Origin of the sequence: Pseudomonas defluvii, assembly GCF_001695625.1 — a bacterium.
Lineage (GTDB): Bacteria > Pseudomonadota > Gammaproteobacteria > Pseudomonadales > Pseudomonadaceae > Aquipseudomonas > Aquipseudomonas defluvii.
In genome coordinates, this window is sequence record NZ_MBPN01000029.1 from 25,429 (window position 1) to 42,697 (window position 17,269).

Genomic DNA, 17,269 nt, shown 5'->3' on the forward strand with positions numbered 1-17,269 from the left:
CGAGCCCGCGGTGTCTGCATCGCCGGCAAGCCCGCTCCCACAGCTGGCGCGGGCTCTGTTGGAGCTGGCTTACCTGCGATGGCGTCGTTGGCTTGGAAATACAAACCCCCGCTAAAAAGCGGGGGTTCGTCAGCAGCCTGATCCATTCACTGGACCGGGTTTTCGTATCAGGACACAGAGCGCGCCACGGCCACACTGTCCTCTTTCGGGGACAGCTTGAACACGTAGTACAGTACCGTCAGCAGCACCAGGAAGGCTGGGCCGACGTACAGTGCGATACGGGTTTCCTCAAAGTACGCCATCAGGCCTACCACCAGGATCAGGAACGCCAGCGCCAGGTAGGAGCTCAACGGCCACAGCCACATGCGGAACTGCAGACGGTCACGTTCGGCCTTGGACAGGCCAGCACGGAACTTCAGTTGCGCCAGCAGGATCATGACCCAGGTCCAGATCGCACCGAAGGTAGCGATAGCGGTGACCCAGACGAACACTTTTTCCGGTACCAGGTAGTTGAGCAGTACACCCAGCAGCAATGCCGCGATCGACAGCAGCAGCGCGTTGCGCGGCACGCCGTTGCTTGAGGTGCGGGCAAAGGAGGCAGGCGCCTGGCCATTCTGCGCAAGGCTGTAGAGCATACGACCGGTACTGAAGATACCGCCGTTGCAGGACGAGAGTGCCGCAGTGATCACTACGAAGTTGATGATGCCGGCAGCGGTCTTGATGCCCAGACGTTCAAAGGTCATCACGAACGGGCTGCCCTGGCTGCCAATTTCGTTCCATGGGTAGATGGACAGGATCACGAACAGTGCGCCGACATAGAACAGCAGGATGCGCCAGAATACCGAGCCAATGGCATGCGGAATGGTCTTTTGCGGGTTACGCGCTTCGCCGGCAGTCAGACCGATCATTTCTACGCCAAGGTAGGCGAACATCACCATTTGCAGCGACATCAGCACGCCGGTCACGCCGTTAGGCATGAAGCCGCCATTGCTCCAGAGGTTGGAGATGCCCAGCGCGACGCCATCGTTACCGAAGCCAAACGCGATCACGCCGATACCGCCCAGCACCATCGCGATGATGGTGACGATCTTGATCAGGGCGAACCAGAACTCGAACTCACCAAACGCCTTGACTGCGATCAGGTTGACCCCACCCATGCTTGCCAGGGCCGCCAGGGCCCAGATCCAGCGAGGTACATCAGGGAACCAGATGCCCATGTAGATGGCCACCGCCGTGATTTCAGCAACACAGGTCACCAACCACAGGAACCAGTAGTTCCAGCCGGTCAGGAAGCCTGCCAATGGGCCGAGGTAGTCTTGCGCGTAACGGCTGAAGGAGCCGGCGACCGGGTTGTGAACGGCCATTTCACCAAGGGCACGCATGATCACCAGGATCGCCAGACCGCCAATGATGTACGACAGCATGATCGCAGGCCCGGCCATTTCAATGGCCTTGGCCGACCCCAGGAACAGGCCGACACCGATACAGGCACCCAGTGCCATCAGGCGGATGTGACGCTCTCCGAGTTCTCGCTTGAGCGGACCGCCTTGGGCGGTCTCGCCGTGAGAAGAGTGGTTGCCGACTGACATAGAAATACAACCTCATTTTGTTATTGGATATAAACCGATCGTGCAGACCTGGCACCGCCGATAGGCAGGTACGAAGCCTTGCCGGGCCAACCTTTTGGGTGAACCCGTCAACCCGCAAAACACCACGCAGGCTGAGCAAAAGGGGCGAGCAGTATAAAAAGGCCATCGCAGGTCTTTTCACTATAAAAACCAGGATCTTTGGCGAGAAGTCTCGGCAAAATCCGCTTATACGGAGTGGCATTCCCCGCGTTTACCCCTCCCTCAAAAACAGGGCGGGTAAAATAGCACCAAACCAGGGCATTACAACCACAACCAAAGGCGCATGCTCCGATTACGCTCCGAGAAATGCCCTACAAGCTTCTACAAATTTTTCACCTAAGCTGCTCAGCGTCTAAGCTTCAGGCAAGCAAGACGAATACACGTAGCCGGGCTAAAGACTATGGGCGCACTGTGGCAATCGGAACCAACAACGGCTGAAGCCCCTTCTGAACGTCTGGAAGACGTGCCTCCACCCAAAAGCCCTCGCAAGCGTCGCGTCTGGTGGCGGCTGCTGTGGCCCTTGTGGTTATTGCTACTGATCGCCCTCATCGCTCTGGGCTTGGCTATCGCCGAAGAAATGCAGACGTCACGTGTGCAGTCACGTGAATTCAGCCACTTTGCAGCAACCCTCAGTTACTCGATGCACAAAGGCCCGAGCGACGCGATCATGTATCCGGGCGATGGCCCGTTCGATAAGCGCCTGGGCTACAGCGCACTCGGTGACTTCCTGCCTCGCCTGCTCAAGCGCGACTATCTGGTCAGCGAGCAGACTCGCTTTTCCCCCGAACTGATGAACTATGCCAAGCATGGTTTCTTCGTGCCTTACACCGAAAAAATCCAGGCGGGTTTGTCGATTACTGACTGTAAAGGCGAGGCCCTGTATCAGTATCACTATCCGCAGCACCTCTACTCCGACTTTGCTTCGATCCCGCCGGTGATCGTTCACAGTTTGCTGTTCATCGAAAACCGCGACCTGCTTGACCCCAATGATCCCAATGCAAACCCGGCAGTCGACTGGCCACGCTTCGCCAAGGCGGCCTATACCCAGGTCGCCAAGTACCTGGCCCTTCCGGGCCAATCGGCAGGTGGCAGTACCCTGGCCACTCAACTGGAAAAATACCGGCACTCCCCTGACGGGCTGACCGTGTCTGGCAGCGAAAAAATACGGCAGATGATTTCGGCCAGTGTCCGTGCCTATCAGAACGGCCCACAAACCCTGGAAGCCCGGCAACGTATCGTGCGCGACTACCTCAACAGTGTGCCGCTGTCGGCCGTCCCCGGGCATGGCGAGGTGCATGGTATGGCCGAAGGCTTGAGGGTCTGGTACGGCGCGGACTTCGCCCAGGTCAATCAGTCGTTGTTGTCCACCGACAACGACCCGGCCAGCCTTGCCGCACGAGGGTTGGCACTGCGTCAGGTGCTCTCGCTGATGATCGCGCAGCGTCGGCCATCGTATTTCCTGTCCAAAGGCCGCAATGATCTGGCCGAACTGGCCGACAGTCACGTGCGCCTGCTCGCGGCCAACAACATCATCGATCGATCACTGGCTGACGCCGCGCTGGCCAGCAAAGCGACCTACCGTGACTGGGTTGCCCAGCCGACCATTGTCCCCATCGTCACCAACAAGGGCATCAGCCTGGCCCGTGCGCGGCTCTCGGCGATGCTCAACCGCCCCCTGTACGACCTGGACCGCCTTGATCTTTCAGTCACCAGTACGCTGCAGTCCAGCCTGCAAGACCAGATCAGCGAATACCTCAAAAATCTAGCGGACCCGGCCTTTGCAGAAAAAACCGGGCTGTTCGGTGAACGCCTGCTGACCCCGACCACCACAACCCAGGTACGCTACAGCTTCACCCTCTTTGAGCGCACCCCGGACGGTGCACGGGTACGGGTGCAAACCGACAGCACCGATCAACCCTTCGACATCAACGAAGGCAGCAAGTTGGAACTGGGTTCAACCGCCAAACTGCGGGTACTGACCACCTACCTGGAGATCATCGCCGAACTGCATGATCACTATGCCGACAAAAGCCCGGCCGAGCTGAAAAAAGTCGAGGTGCCCGAGCTGGACCGCATTACCGGCTGGGCGGTGGATTACCTGATTCAGAACAAGGACCGCAACCTCAGCGCGATGCTTGATGCGGCACTGGAGCGCAAGTACTCGGCCAACCCCGGCGAAGCCTTCTTCACGGGTGGAGGCTTGCACGTCTTCAACAACTTCCGCCGCGAAGACAATGGACGCCTGCCGACACTGAAGGATGCCCTGCGCGAATCGATCAACCTCCCCTTCATTCGCCTGATGCGTGATCTGGTGCGCTACAGCACGTACCAGTCACCGAACAACAGCGGCCAACTGCTCAAGGACGATGCAGACCCACGTCGCCAGGAGTATCTGGCACGTTTCGCCGACCGCGAAGGCACCGACTATCTCAAGCGATTCTGGAAAAAGTACCAACGCAAGACATCCCAGGAGCGCCTCGACACCTTTCTCGACAGCCTGAATGTCACACCGATCCGTTTGGCTGCCGTACACCGGTACCTGTTTCCCGAAGCCGATCAGGCAACCTTCAATGCCTTTGTCCAGGCCCACTTGAAAAAGGACACTTCAGCCGACAAGCGCAAGAAAGACGCGTTGACCGAAAAACGGCTGGAGGAGATGTACATGAACTACGGCCCGGGCCGCTACGACCTGCCCGACCAAGGCTATATCGCCCGGGTTCACCCACTGGACTTGTGGCTGCTGGGCTACTTGCTGAAAAACCCCGGAGCACAATTCAAGGACGCAGTTACGGCCAGCCATTTCGAACGTCAGGAAGTTTACAGTTGGCTGTTCAAGAGCCGGCACAAAGGCGCCCGCGATAGCCGTATTCGGACACTGGTGGAAATCGAAGCCTTTCTCGACATCCATCAACGCTGGAAACGTGTCGGTTATCCCTTCGACCATCTGGTGCCATCGCTGGCCACCGCCATCGGCAGTTCTGGTGACCGCCCCGCCGCCCTGGCCGAACTCATGGGCATCATCTTGAACGACGGCGTACGCATGCCCACCCTGCGCATCGACACCCTGCACTTCGCGGCCGACACCCCTTATGAAACGCGCCTGATCAGTGACCCTGACCGCGGCGAACGGGTGTTGCCGGCGGAGGTCGCCAAGGCCCTGCGCGGTGCACTTTCACAAGTGGTTGATGCCGGTACGGCACGTCGGGTGTCGGGTAGCTTCAAACTGCCTGACGGCACGCCACTGGTCATGGGCGGCAAGACCGGCACCGGCGACAACCGCATCGAAAGCTTCGGGGCAGGCGGACGCATCCTCGGATCACGGTCACTGAACCGTACTGCGACATTCGTGTTCTACATCGGCGACAGCCATTTCGGCACCCTGACCGCCTTCGTTCCAGGGCGAGCCGCCGAATCGTTCAAGTTCACCTCAGCATTGCCGGTACAAGTGCTCAAGGGCATGGCGCCACTTCTGATGCCCTACCTTGTGCCAGGCACCCATACGTTGTGCAACATACCCACGCTCACCGCTCAGCGAGGCGCAACGGTTCAATGACCGTGAAAGCGCTTGGCCGTGGTGAAGCTATTGCGCCAGTAACGATTGCTTAACGAATCGATACGAATCGCCTTGCCGCTACGGGGTGCATGAATGAATTGCCCCTCGCCGATGTACAACCCGACATGGCCAATACGACCTTGGCCGTTGCGGTTAAAGAACACCGCATCACCGCGCTTGAGTTGCGGCGGGCTTATGGTCTTTCCCTGCCCCTTGAGCATGGATGATGTGGTGCGCGGCAAGCTGATACCCACCTCACTACGGTACAGATAGACCAACAAGCCACTGCAATCAAAACCGCTCTTTTCCGACATTCCGCCCCAACGGTAAGGCACGCCGATGAGCTCATGGGCGCGTTCGACCAGCCGGTCGAGGTTTGCCTCGAGTTCCTGGCGGGCCACGTAGTCGTGCCCACCCTTAGGGGTAACCAAATGAACATTCGCCTGGGCAAAAAATGAAAGGCCCCAGAGCAAGCCTACACGCAAGAAAAAACCAACCACGTCATATACCCCCTGAAGGGTGAAGGAAACGCGGCAGATCTTAGAGTTGACGGGGGCAAGCAGGAATAAAGGGAATCCGAGGGTTATGTAAGAAAAAACCTAGGGCAACGCCCACGACGCCTCTTGCCGTAAACCACACCCGCACACCGAGCGCTTGCCTTAAGATATATCTTAAGTAATATCTAAATAAGTATCTCAAGATATATCTCAGACCCAAAGGCAGCCCTAATGCGCGATCATCCTTCACACCACGAGTACAGCGACCGTCATGACGGCTTTGAACGTCGCAGTGGCCGCGAACGAGGCCCGCGAATCTTTGCCCCGGGCGACCTGAAGCTGCTGCTGCTGTCGATGCTCGCCGAACAGCCTTGTCACGGCTATGACCTGATTCGACGCATCGAAGCCCTGTTCGACGGGCGCTACAGCCCAAGCCCAGGCGTCATCTACCCCACCCTGACCTTTCTTGAAGAAAGCGAGTGGATCATCGGCCAGGCCGAAGGCAGCAAGAAGCGTTACAGCGCCACAGCAGCGGGCCTCCAGGCCTTGGCCGAACAGGCCATCGCCCTGGACGGCGTGCGCATGCGCCTTGAGGTCAGCAAGCGCTCTATCGGCGTGCATGACCGCCCGCAGGAAATCCACGAAGCCGTACACAACCTGCGCCATGCGCTGCAAATGCACAGCGGGCGCTGGAACCCCGAAGAAATCGTACGGGTGCGCAACCTGCTCAATGACACCGCCAGAGCCATTGTTGCCGGCCCGGCAACGACCCTTCAGGAGAAAACCGAATGACGGTTAACGACACCACCACGATTCACCGCGTCAACCATGAGATCAAACGCCGTTGCCTGCAGGTACTGCGCGTCACCGATCTGACCCCGCGTATGCGCCGGATCACCTTGGGCGGCCCTGAACTAAAGGGCTTTCTGAGCCTGGGCAGTGATGACCACATCAAACTGCTGTTTGCCTGCTCGCCGCAAGAACAGGCCGCACTGGACAACCCGGGAAAGGACCTGGACGGCGTCAAACCGACCCTGCGCGAATACACGCCGCGCCGTATCGACGAAGTGGCGGGCGAGCTGGATATCGACTTCGTACTGCATGGCGACGGCCCGGCCTCTACCTGGGCGGCTCAGGCAACAGTGGGCCAGACGCTGAACATCGCGGGGCCGCGCAGCTCAATGGTGGTGCCGGACATGTTCGACAGCTACCTGTTGATCGGTGACGAAACCGCCATTCCGGCAATTGCCCGACGCCTTGAAGAACTGTCGGCCACGCGTAACGCGCTAGTGGTCATTGAAGTGGAAAATGCGCTGGAACAACAACCACTGGCAAGCCTGGCAAACGTACAGGTCATCTGGGTTCAGCGTCACCAGCAAGACCTGCTTGAGGTACTGAAACAGCTGCCCCTGCCCGCTGGTGAGCTGTACACCTGGGTTGCCCTGGAAAAGACACTGACCCGCCAGGCCAAACGCCTGCTGCTGGAAGACAAGGGCGTTCAGGAGGACCGGCTCAAAGCGGTCGCCTATTGGCGCCTGGGCGAAGACGACAACCACAACGCGTAACACCGTGGCATCAGGGCTGCGCTCTGGCGGCTGCCAGACGCCTGCCCTGCCATTGATCGAGGCTGATCAACAGCAGCCCTAGTGCAACAAAACCCACCAGGATAGCCAGCGCATTGAGCATCACCTGCGCATACCCCAGTGTGGCGACATCAATGAACGGGTAGGGATAGACGCCAATTTCGTGCCCACGCAGCAGCACATAGGCAAAGTAACCCAGCGGGTAAAGCAACCACGGTAAAATCTGTATTGCCCGCAAACTGCCCTTGGGTACACAGCACCACCAATACCCCAGGTACAACAGCGGCATGACGTCATGCAGCAGTTCATCGACCAGCCATTGCCAGCCTTGCGGCTGCCACAGGTGGCGTAACAACAGGCTGTATGCCACCCCCACCAGCGAAATGCTGACTGCAACCGCAGAACTCACCGAGGGCCGCAGAAAAAACTGCCGCGCCGGGCCTTCTCGGCCAAACGCCGCCTGACTGAGCACTACAGCAACCAGGGTGTTACTGAGTACGGTGAAGTAGCTGAAGACATTCACCAGCCCGCCTATCAGGCTGGCCTGCGCCTGCCAGCGCGCCCACAACACCAGGTACATCTGAATGGCCAGTGCAGCCCACCCCAGGCAGGCCAGCAGCCCTACCCAAGGCACCCGCTGCTCCAGACGCATCAGTTAGCGACCCCGTTGCATCTTGACGTACAACTGCTCGACCCTTTCCCGCGCCCACGGCGTACGTCGCAGGAATGTCAGGCTCGATTTGATACTCGGATCGCTCTTGAAACAGCGCAAATCAATACGCTGCGCCAGCCCTTCCCATTGGTAACGCGCAACAAGGGCATTGAGGATCTGTTCCAGGGTCACGCCATGCAGAGGATTTTGATTACCGGCAGTCATGCCTGTGCTCCAGCCAACGAAAGGTGCGCACCTTAGCCGAGCCTTGGCTCCACGTCTGCTTTTTCAGCAACGCCATGCACTCGGATCTCGACCTGTTTCCGACAGTCTAGTGTGCCCGAGCGTTCTGGCGCACGTCGTAACAGGCTCAGCCAGCGAGGTGCAGCATCGAAGTCGGCCTGAACACCACCTTTGCCCCCTGCTGAAGGACTGTTACAGAAGCGGCAACAGTGCCTCACGTTGATTGGACTTTTTTTCTTACACATTCATCTATATCCTGCCCGCCGCACGCTGAAACGCTTCACTTTCCCTAATTAGCAGTTTTGTCTCCGGTGATAGAGCACATTCGGAGGCGTTGCCGTTTTTCCAACAATCAAAAGATAGCGCTATCTCATGCCTCAGTTTTCACCCTCCCGTCGTTCTTCCTCCGTACTGCTGACAGGTTTGACACTTGCCGCAATTGCCCCGCACACCTGCGCCGCGATGCTGGACAGTGACGCCCCCTGGATGCTTGGCGACTGGGGCGGCACCCGCACAGAACTGGCCGAGCGCGGCTACGACTTCACCCTGGGTTACGTCGGCGAGATGGGCAGCAACTTGCACGGCGGCTACGACCACGACAAGACCGCACGCTACAGCGACCAGTTCACGCTCGGTACGCACCTGGACCTGCAGAAGATCCTCGGCTGGCATGCCACCGAGTTTCAACTGACCGTCACCGAACGCCACGGTGACAACATCAGCAACGACCGCATCAATGATCCTCGCGTAGGTGGTTTCACCTCTGCGCAGGAGGTCTGGGGTCGCGGCGAAACCTGGCGACTGACCCAGCTATGGATCAAGCAGCAGTATTTCGATGGCGCACTGGATGTGAAGATCGGCCGCTTCGGTGAAGGCGAAGACTTCAACAGCTTCCCCTGCGACTTCCAGAACCTGGCCTTCTGTGGCTCACAGGTCGGCAACTGGGTGGGCGGCATCTGGTACAACTGGCCCGTCAGCCAGTGGGCGATGCGGGTCAAGTACCGGCTCAGCCCTGAGCTCTATGCGCAGGTCGGCGCTTACGAGCAGAACCCCTCCAACCTTGAAAGTGGCAATGGTTTCAAGCTCAGCGGCAGCGGCACCCAAGGTGCAGTACTGCCGATAGAACTGGTCTGGACCCCCACTTTCAGCGGCCTGAAAGGGGAATATCGCGCCGGTTACTACTACAGTAGTGCCAAGGCAACCGATGTTTATAAAGACAGCAACGATCAACCGGCAGCACTCAGCGGCCAGGCCTATCGCAGCAGTTCGAGCAAGCATGGCTTCTGGCTGGGTGCGCAGCAACAGGTGACGTCGCTGGCCAGCGACCACTCCCGCGGCCTGAGCGTTTTCGCCAACGCCACGCTGCATGACAAGAAGACCAATGCCATCGACAACTATGTTCAGGCAGGTGTGGTGTACAAGGGCCCGTTTGATGCCCGTGCCAAGGACGATATCGGTTTCGCCCTGGCACGCGTGCATGCCAACCCCGCCTACCGCAAGAACGCCCAGGCCAGCAATGCGGCCCAGGGCCTGGATGACTACGACAACCCCGCCTTCCTGCCGGTCCAGGACACCGAGTACAGCGCCGAGCTGTACTACGGCATTCACTTGGCCAACTGGCTCACCGTGCGCCCGAACCTGCAGTACATCCGCCACCCAGGCGGTGTCGGGCAGGTCGACGACGCGCTGATCGGCGGCCTGAAAATCCAGAGCAGCTTCTAAACATGAACCACCCCGAATTTTATCCGAGCTGCGGCTCGAACTGTTTCAACTGTACGGAGAACACACGATGAGCACTGACGGTGCCTTGAGTAGAACCCGCTGGCTGCCGAGACTGCTCGGCATTCTGCTGTTGCTGATGGGCCTGGCACTGCTGGCCGGCGGCATAAAGCTAAGCCAGCTTGGCGGCTCGCTGTATTACCTGATTGCCGGTATCGGTTTTGCCCTGTCGGGCATCCTGCTGCTGGCGTTACGCCGCAATGCCCTCGGCCTGTACGGTCTGGTTCTGCTGGGCAGCACCCTCTGGGCGCTGTGGGAAGTGGGCCTGGACTGGTGGCAACTGGTGCCCCGTCTGGCCCTGTGGTTCGCCCTGGGCGTTGTCCTGCTGCTGCCATGGGCACGCCGCCCACTGCGCGGCCAACCGAGCAAAGTGAACACCGGCCTGCTGAGCCTGGCCGTCGTGTTGTCGGGTGCTACAGCCATCGCCAGCCAGTTCACTCACCCAGGTGAAATCAATGGCAAGCTGGGCCGCGACAGCAGTGACATGGCCAGCACCGCGCCGCAAATGCCGGACGGTGAATGGCAGGCCTATGGCCGCACTGAGTATGGTGACCGTTACTCGCCCCTACGCCAGATCACGCCCTACAACATTCACAAGTTGCAAGAAGCCTGGCGTATCCGTACAGGCGATCTGCCAACTGACAACGACCCGGTGGAGCTGACCAACCAGAACACCCCGCTGAAAGCCAACGGCATGCTCTATGCCTGCACCGCGCACAGCAAAGTACTGGCATTGGACCCGGACACCGGCGCGGAAATCTGGCGTTTCGATCCGCAGATCAAAAGCCCGGTCGGCTTCAAGGGCTTCGCCCACATGACCTGCCGGGGGGTGTCGTATTACGACGAGAACAACTACGTCAACATGGACGGCAGCCCGGCCCCAAAAATCTCCGAAGCCGGCATGGCGGTGCTCCGCGCCTGCCCTCGCCGCCTCTACCTGCCAACCGCTGATGCGCGCCTGATCGCACTGAACGCTGATAACGGCAAAATCTGTGAAGGCTTCGGCAATCAGGGTGTCATCGACCTGACCACCGGTATCGGCCCATTCACCGCTGGCGGCTACTACTCAACCTCGCCTGCGGCCATTACCCGCCAACTGGTGATCATTGGCGGCCACGTCACCGACAACGAATCGACCAACGAGCCGTCCGGTGTCATCCGCGCTTACGACGTACACGACGGGCACCTGGTCTGGAACTGGGACGCCGGCAACCCTGAGGCCACCGCACCGCTGGCAGCGGGCAAGTTCTACACCCGCAACTCCCCCAATATGTGGTCGTTGGCCAGCGTCGATGAAAAGCTCAACATGGTCTACCTGCCACTGGGCAACCAGACGCCAGACCAATGGGGCGCCGACCGCACCCCCGGCGCAGAGAAATTCAGCGCCGGCATCGTGGCCCTGGACCTGACCACCGGCAAGGTGCGCTGGAATTACCAGTTCACCCACCATGACCTGTGGGACATGGACGTCGGCAGCCAGCCGACCCTGCTTGACATGGCCACCGTCGATGGCGCGAAACCGGCCCTGATCGCACCGACCAAACAGGGCAGCCTGTACGTCCTCGATCGTCGTGATGGCACGCCGATCATTCCGATCCAGGAAGTCCCGGTACCTCAGGGCGCGGTCGAAGGCGATCACACTTCGCCGACCCAGGCACGCTCGGACCTCAACCTGCTAGGCCCGGACCTGACCGAACAAGCCATGTGGGGCGCCAGCCCGTTTGACCAGATGCTCTGCCGCATCCAGTTCCGCGAACTGCGCTACGAAGGCCAGTACACCCCGCCATCGCTGCAAGGCAGCCTGATTTACCCAGGCAACGTCGGCGTATTCAACTGGGGCAGCGTCTCGGTTGATCCGGTTCGCCAACTGCTGTTCACCAGCCCGAACTACATGGCCTTCGTCTCCAAGCTGGTGCCGCGCGCCGATGTTGCCGCAGGCAGCAAGCGTGAAAGCGAAACCAGCGGCGTACAACCCAATAGCGGTGCGCCCTATGCCGTGACCATGCATCCGTTCATGTCGCCGCTCGGCATACCGTGCCAGGCCCCCGCCTGGGGTTACGTTGCTGGTATTGACCTGAACAAAGGCAAAGTGGTGTGGAAACACAAGAACGGTACCAGCCGCGACAGCTCACCGCTGCCGATTGGCCTGCCGATCGGTGTACCGAGCATGGGCGGTTCAATTGTGACGGCCTCCGGCCTGGGCTTCCTCAGCGGCACACTCGACCAGTACCTGCGCGCCTACGACGTAAACACCGGCAAAGAGTTGTGGAAGTCGCGCCTGCCGGCAGGTGGCCAGGCAACCCCGATGACCTACACCGGCAAGGACGGCAAACAGTACGTGCTGGTGACGGCTGGCGGCCATGGCTCGCTGGGCACCAAAATGGGTGACTACGTAATTGCTTACAAATTGGCTGACTGATGCCAACTGAGAGCGCCCCGCGCAAACCGGGCGCTTTCATGTGATTGAACGGCTACCCTTTAGGTGGCCGTTTTTTTTGCATGGCGTGGGCACAACCTTTGCCATTGAAACAGCCTTTCACCCGCCCCATTTAAGCACCATAGTCATTTACGCAGGTGCCCCATGAGCGACCAGCAGGATCTCCCGGAAACGCCAAAGGAACAGGCCGAAGTCGAACATATTGAAGCCAGCCACAGTGGCCGTACCCACCTGGCATTGCCCGGCCAGCAACTGCCGGACAAGGTCTATATCATCCCGATTCACAACCGGCCGTTCTTCCCGGCGCAAGTGTTGCCGGTCATCGTCAATGAAGAACCCTGGGCAGAAACCCTCGATCTGGTGGCCAAGACACCGCACCATGCCTTGGCGCTGTTCTTCATGGACACTCCGCCTGACGACCCTCGGCACTTTGATACATCGACGCTGCCAACCTACGGCACCCTGGTCAAGGTCCACCACGCCAGCCGCGAAAACGGCAAACTGCAATTCGTTGCCCAAGGCCTGAGCCGTGTGCGTATCCGCGGCTGGCTCAAGCACCATCGACCGCCCTATCTGGTCGAGGTTGATTATCCGCATCAGCCCAGCGAGCCCACCGACGAGGTGAAGGCCTATGGCATGGCGCTGATCAACGCGATCAAGGAGCTGCTGCCGCTCAACCCGCTGTACAGCGAAGAACTGAAAAACTACTTAAACCGGTTCAGCCCAAACGACCCGTCCCCCCTCACCGACTTCGCCGCCGCACTGACCTCGGCCACCGGTAGCCAACTGCAGGAAGTGCTCGACTGTGTGCCCATGCTCAAGCGCATGGAGAAGGTCCTGCCGATGTTGCGCAAGGAGGTCGAGGTCGCACGCCTGCAGAACGAGATTTCTGCCGAAGTGAACCGGCAGATCGGTGAGCATCAGCGTGAGTTTTTCCTCAAGGAACAACTCAAAGTCATCCAACAGGAACTGGGGCTGACCAAGGACGACCGCAGTGCCGATCTGGAACAGTTCAAGCAGCGCCTGGAAGGCAAAACTCTGCCAAGCGCCACGCAGAAACGTATCGATGAAGAACTGGGCAAGCTGTCGATTCTTGAGACCGGCTCACCGGAGTATGCCGTCACCCGCAACTACCTGGACTGGGCAACCGCCCTGCCCTGGGGCGTTTACGGCAAAGACAAGCTTGACCTCAAGCATGCGCGCAAGGTGCTGGACCTTCACCATGCCGGCCTCGACGACATCAAGGAGCGAATCCTTGAGTTTCTTGCGGTGGGTGCCTACAAGGGCGAAATAAGCGGTTCGATTGTCCTGCTCGTAGGCCCGCCAGGCGTCGGCAAGACCAGCATCGGCAAATCCATTGCCGAATCCCTGGGACGGCCGTTCTACCGCTTCAGTGTTGGCGGCATGCGCGACGAAGCCGAGATCAAGGGGCACCGGCGCACCTACATCGGCGCCCAACCGGGCAAACTGGTGCAGGCCTTGAAGGACGTCGGCGTAATGAACCCGGTCATCATGCTCGACGAGATCGACAAGATGGGCCAGAGCTACCAGGGCGACCCCGCCTCGGCGCTGCTGGAGACCCTCGACCCGGAACAGAACGTCGACTTCCTCGACCATTACCTGGACCTGCGCCTGGACTTGTCCAAAGTGTTGTTCGTCTGCACCGCCAACACCCTCGACTCGATTCCCGGGCCATTGCTCGACCGCATGGAAGTGATCCGCCTTTCCGGCTACATCACCGAAGAGAAACTGGCTATCGCCAAGCGCCATTTGTGGCCCAAGCAACTGCAGAAAGCCGGGGTGGCCAAAACCAGCCTGAGTATCACCGACAGCGCCCTGCGCGCGGTCATCGAAGGCTATGCGCGCGAAGCTGGCGTACGTCAGCTTGAGAAGCAGTTGGGCAAGCTGGTGCGCAAAGCCGTGGTGCAGTTACTGGAGCACCCCGACACAACCATCAAGATTGGCACGAAGGACCTTGAAGCCTCCCTGGGCATGCCGGTGTTTCGCAGTGAACAGGTGCTGGCAGGAAAAGGCGTCATCACCGGCCTGGCCTGGACCAGCATGGGCGGCGCGACCTTGCCAATCGAGGCGACACTGATCCACACCCTGAACCGCGGCTTCAAACTGACCGGTCAGTTGGGCGATGTCATGAAGGAATCTGCCGAGATCGCCTACAGCTATGTCAGCTCGCACCTGAAGCAGTTCGGTGGCGACCCGAGCTTCTTCAACGAGGCCTTTATCCACCTGCATGTGCCGGAAGGAGCAACGCCCAAGGACGGCCCGAGTGCCGGCGTGACCATGGCCAGTGCCTTGCTATCGCTGGCCCGCGACCAGGCGCCGAAGAAAGGCGTGGCCATGACTGGCGAGCTGACACTGACCGGGCATGTGCTGCCGATTGGCGGCGTACGCGAGAAGGTGATTGCCGCACGCCGACAGAAAATCTTCGAGCTGATCCTGCCTGAGGCCAACCGCGGCGATTTTGAAGAGCTGCCGGACTACCTCAAACAAGGCTTGAACGTGCACTTTGCCAAGCGTTTCAGCGACGTTGCCAACGTATTGTTCTGACTACTGCGGCGGCTGTGAGAGCCAGCCTTGCGGGCGATGCGCGTGATGCCATGGCGCATCGCCCGCAGTGCCTGCATCGCGGGTGAGGCCGACGCCTACATGTGCGAGCGCTTCGGTTATGCTGCGTCTTCGTCGTTCATTCGGAGCCATCATGACCATTGCCCGCCTGCTCGTTCCCGTGAGCCTCGCCCTGCTCAGCGCCTGTGCCCAACAACCGCGGCAGAACATCAATCTGGAAAAAACGGCAGACTGCCCCGTCCAGTTGCGAAATGATCAAACCCTCACCCTGACGCTGCCCAGCAACCCCACCACGGGCTACCGCTGGTTATTGCAAAACCCTGCCGCCAGTATCCTGCGCAGCCTTGGCCCGGAGGTCTACAGCAACCCCGAAGGTACAGGGCTGGTCGGTAGCGCCGGGCAATCGGTATGGCGCTTCCAGGCGAAGACCGCTGGCGAGGGTCACTTGATACTGGTCTATCAACAACCCTGGGCACCGGAAGTCCCCCCGGCACAGACCTTTGATTGTGCAATTACGGTGAAGTAAGCCGCACTTGTCAGCCGGCCATGCATCCCGCTGCCAGTTTGGCTAAAATGCCGACCCTTTACCGCTGAACGCCTGGACTGCCCGTGAGCAAAGAACCCGACCGCCTATTCGCCCAGCCGCTTGGCCAGGTGCCCGACTTCGCCTTCAACGAAGACGTGGTCCGAGTGTTCCCGGACATGATCAAGCGTTCAGTACCCGGCTACCCGACCATTGTCGAGAACCTCGGCGTACTGGCTGCGCAGTTTGCTCAGCCGCACACCGCCCTGTACGACCTGGGCAGCTCGTTGGGTGCTGTCACCCAGGCACTGCGCCGGCATGTACGCCAGGACGGCTGCCGCGTTATCGCTGTGGACAACTCCGCAGCCATGGTCGAGCGTTGCCGCCAGTACCTCACGGCCCAAGACTCAATGTTCCAGGAGCTGCTGCCGGTCGAAGTGATCGAAGGCGACATCCTCGCCCTTGAGTTCCAGCCTGCCTCGGTGGTGGCGATGAACTTCACCCTGCAGTTCATTGCCCCAGAGCAGCGCCTGGCACTGCTGTCGCGTATTCGCCAGGCCCTGCTGCCCGGCGGCGCCCTGATCCTCTCGGAAAAACTGCGCTTCAACGACCCACAGGAACACGCCCTGCTCACCGACCTGCATGTCGCGTTCAAGCGCGCCAATGGCTACAGCGAACTGGAAATTGCCCAGAAACGCAGTGCCATCGAGAACGTGATGAAACCCGACAGCCTGGAAGAACACCGTGAGCGTCTACTCGCAGCGGGCTTCTCCAAGGTCGTGCCGTGGTTCCAGTGCCTTAATTTCGCCTCACTGATTGCCCTGCCATGATTGATCTTTCCCCTCTTGTTCGCCGCCTGGCGGGCACCCCTCTGGCTGAATGGTCCCAGGGCCTGCAGGCACAACTCGATGCCAAGCTGGAAAAAGGCCATGGCGACCTCGAACGTTGGCAAGCGGCGCTCGATGCCCTGCCCGCGCTCACCCCCGAGCACGTCGACCTGCTCAACGGTCTGCGCCTGGACTGCGACTGCGAGCCTGCCACGCGTGAACAGATGCGCACGGCACTGATGGGCTTGTCGCCCTGGCGCAAGGGGCCTTTCGACCTGTTCGGGGTTCACGTCGACACCGAATGGCGTTCGGACTGGAAATGGGAGCGGGTCGCGCCGCACCTGGACTTGCGCGGCAAGCGTGTACTGGACGTCGGCTGCGGCAATGGCTACTACCAGTGGCGCATGCTCGGTGCCGGTGCCGACAGCGTCATTGGCGTAGACCCCAACTGGCTGTTCTTCTGCCAGTTCCAGGCCGTGCAACGTTACCTGCCAGAACTGCCGGCCTGGCACTTGCCGTTCGCCCTGGAAGACCTACCAGCGAACCTCGAAGGCTTCGACACCGTATTCTCCATGGGCGTCTTCTACCATCGGCGCTCGCCAATCGAGCACCTGCTGGCGCTCAAGGACTGCCTGGTCAAGGGTGGCGAGTTGGTGTTGGAAACGTTGGTCATCGACGGTGATGAACAGCAGGTATTGGTACCTGAAGACCGCTACGCACAAATGCGCAACGTCTGGTTCCTGCCCTCGGTACCTGCGCTGGAGCGCTGGCTGCGTCGCGCCGGATTCAGTGACGTGCGCTGCGTCGATGTCAGCGTCACCAGCATCGAGGAACAACGCAGCACCGAGTGGATGCGTTATCAGTCGCTCAGCGACTTCCTCGACCCCAACGATCACAGCCGCACCATCGAAGGTTTGCCAGCACCACGCCGTGCGGTGCTGGTCGCGCGCAAGTAATGCTCAAT

At 60.0% G+C, this 17,269-nt stretch carries 13 protein-coding genes; 9 read left to right on the top strand and 4 right to left on the bottom strand.

Annotated elements, in window-relative coordinates:
• Positions 1 to 167: 167 nt before the first annotated feature.
• The gene (locus tag EKA13_RS10575) at positions 168 to 1,589 is read right to left on the bottom strand and encodes an amino acid permease (protein ID WP_065759338.1); all 1,422 of its coding nucleotides are present in this window, start codon (positions 1,587 to 1,589) and stop codon (positions 168 to 170) included.
• A gap of 439 nt (positions 1,590 to 2,028) precedes the next feature.
• Here EKA13_RS10575 and EKA13_RS10580 point away from each other — a divergent pair, with 439 nt between their 5' ends.
• Entirely contained in the window at positions 2,029 to 5,181 is a 3,153-nt protein-coding gene (locus EKA13_RS10580) for a transglycosylase domain-containing protein (RefSeq protein WP_065759339.1), read from the top strand.
• Here EKA13_RS10580 and EKA13_RS10585 read toward each other — a convergent pair.
• Positions 5,175 to 5,612: a C40 family peptidase gene (locus EKA13_RS10585; RefSeq protein WP_245704320.1), complete on the bottom strand. Its 438-nt coding sequence runs from the start codon at positions 5,610 to 5,612 to the stop codon at positions 5,175 to 5,177. The genes EKA13_RS10580 and EKA13_RS10585 overlap by 7 nt on opposite strands.
• A 297-nt stretch (positions 5,613 to 5,909) precedes the next feature.
• Here EKA13_RS10585 and EKA13_RS10590 point away from each other — a divergent pair, with 297 nt between their 5' ends.
• Both EKA13_RS10590 and EKA13_RS10595 read left to right on the top strand, forming a co-directional pair.
• Positions 5,910 to 6,470, top strand: a complete 561-nt coding sequence (locus EKA13_RS10590; protein ID WP_065759341.1) for a PadR family transcriptional regulator — start codon at positions 5,910 to 5,912, stop codon at positions 6,468 to 6,470.
• Positions 6,467 to 7,243: a siderophore-interacting protein gene (locus EKA13_RS10595; RefSeq protein WP_065759342.1), complete on the top strand. Its 777-nt coding sequence runs from the start codon at positions 6,467 to 6,469 to the stop codon at positions 7,241 to 7,243. Before EKA13_RS10590 ends, EKA13_RS10595 begins: the two co-directional genes overlap by 4 nt.
• Positions 7,244 to 7,253: 10 nt before the next feature.
• On the opposite strand, the gene EKA13_RS10600 is transcribed toward EKA13_RS10595, so the two are convergent.
• Positions 7,254 to 7,913 (bottom strand): Pr6Pr family membrane protein, encoded by a 660-nt coding sequence (locus EKA13_RS10600; protein WP_065759343.1) that lies wholly within the window; start codon positions 7,911 to 7,913, stop codon positions 7,254 to 7,256.
• A gap of 3 nt (positions 7,914 to 7,916) precedes the next feature.
• On the bottom strand, positions 7,917 to 8,138 hold the full coding sequence (locus EKA13_RS10605) for a VF530 family protein (protein WP_065759344.1): 222 nt from the start codon (positions 8,136 to 8,138) through the stop codon (positions 7,917 to 7,919).
• Positions 8,139 to 8,528: 390 nt separating this feature from the next.
• Here EKA13_RS10605 and EKA13_RS10610 point away from each other — a divergent pair, with 390 nt between their 5' ends.
• The 6 genes from EKA13_RS10610 (at position 8,529) to cmoB (ending at position 17,261) form a co-directional block, all read left to right on the top strand.
• A complete protein-coding gene (locus tag EKA13_RS10610; RefSeq protein ID WP_065759345.1) occupies positions 8,529 to 9,878 on the top strand; it encodes a carbohydrate porin in 1,350 nt (449 codons plus the stop codon).
• Between the two features lie 67 nt (positions 9,879 to 9,945).
• Entirely contained in the window at positions 9,946 to 12,354 is a 2,409-nt protein-coding gene (locus EKA13_RS10615) for a glucose/quinate/shikimate family membrane-bound PQQ-dependent dehydrogenase (RefSeq protein ID WP_065759346.1), read from the top strand.
• Positions 12,355 to 12,516: 162 nt separating this feature from the next.
• Positions 12,517 to 14,937 carry an endopeptidase La gene (lon, locus tag EKA13_RS10620; RefSeq protein ID WP_065759347.1) on the top strand — a complete coding sequence of 807 codons (2,421 nt, stop codon included), beginning with the start codon at positions 12,517 to 12,519 and terminating at the stop codon, positions 14,935 to 14,937.
• Between the two features lie 151 nt (positions 14,938 to 15,088).
• A complete protein-coding gene (locus tag EKA13_RS10625) occupies positions 15,089 to 15,481 on the top strand; it encodes a protease inhibitor I42 family protein (protein WP_065759348.1) in 393 nt (130 codons plus the stop codon).
• 83 nt (positions 15,482 to 15,564) lie between these two features.
• Entirely contained in the window at positions 15,565 to 16,308 is a 744-nt protein-coding gene (gene cmoA / locus EKA13_RS10630; protein ID WP_065759349.1) for a carboxy-S-adenosyl-L-methionine synthase CmoA, read from the top strand.
• The gene (gene cmoB / locus EKA13_RS10635; RefSeq protein WP_065759350.1) at positions 16,305 to 17,261 is read left to right on the top strand and encodes a tRNA 5-methoxyuridine(34)/uridine 5-oxyacetic acid(34) synthase CmoB; all 957 of its coding nucleotides are present in this window, start codon (positions 16,305 to 16,307) and stop codon (positions 17,259 to 17,261) included. Before cmoA ends, cmoB begins: the two co-directional genes overlap by 4 nt.
• Positions 17,262 to 17,269: the final 8 nt, after the last annotated feature.

What these genes read in the sequence shown, in the direction of transcription:
- EKA13_RS10575 (WP_065759338.1), bottom strand. Translation starts at nt 1,589, where the DNA reads ATGTCAGTCGGCAACCACTCTTCTCACGGCGAGACCGCCCAAGGCGGT.
- EKA13_RS10580 (WP_065759339.1), top strand. Translation starts at nt 2,029, where the DNA reads ATGGGCGCACTGTGGCAATCGGAACCAACAACGGCTGAAGCCCCTTCT.
- EKA13_RS10590 (WP_065759341.1), top strand. Translation starts at nt 5,910, where the DNA reads ATGCGCGATCATCCTTCACACCACGAGTACAGCGACCGTCATGACGGC.
- EKA13_RS10595 (WP_065759342.1), top strand. Translation starts at nt 6,467, where the DNA reads ATGACGGTTAACGACACCACCACGATTCACCGCGTCAACCATGAGATC.
- EKA13_RS10600 (WP_065759343.1), bottom strand. Translation starts at nt 7,913, where the DNA reads ATGCGTCTGGAGCAGCGGGTGCCTTGGGTAGGGCTGCTGGCCTGCCTG.
- EKA13_RS10605 (WP_065759344.1), bottom strand. Translation starts at nt 8,138, where the DNA reads ATGACTGCCGGTAATCAAAATCCTCTGCATGGCGTGACCCTGGAACAG.
- EKA13_RS10610 (WP_065759345.1), top strand. Translation starts at nt 8,529, where the DNA reads ATGCCTCAGTTTTCACCCTCCCGTCGTTCTTCCTCCGTACTGCTGACA.
- EKA13_RS10615 (WP_065759346.1), top strand. Translation starts at nt 9,946, where the DNA reads ATGAGCACTGACGGTGCCTTGAGTAGAACCCGCTGGCTGCCGAGACTG.
- lon (WP_065759347.1), top strand. Translation starts at nt 12,517, where the DNA reads ATGAGCGACCAGCAGGATCTCCCGGAAACGCCAAAGGAACAGGCCGAA.
- EKA13_RS10625 (WP_065759348.1), top strand. Translation starts at nt 15,089, where the DNA reads ATGACCATTGCCCGCCTGCTCGTTCCCGTGAGCCTCGCCCTGCTCAGC.
- cmoB (WP_065759350.1), top strand. Translation starts at nt 16,305, where the DNA reads ATGATTGATCTTTCCCCTCTTGTTCGCCGCCTGGCGGGCACCCCTCTG.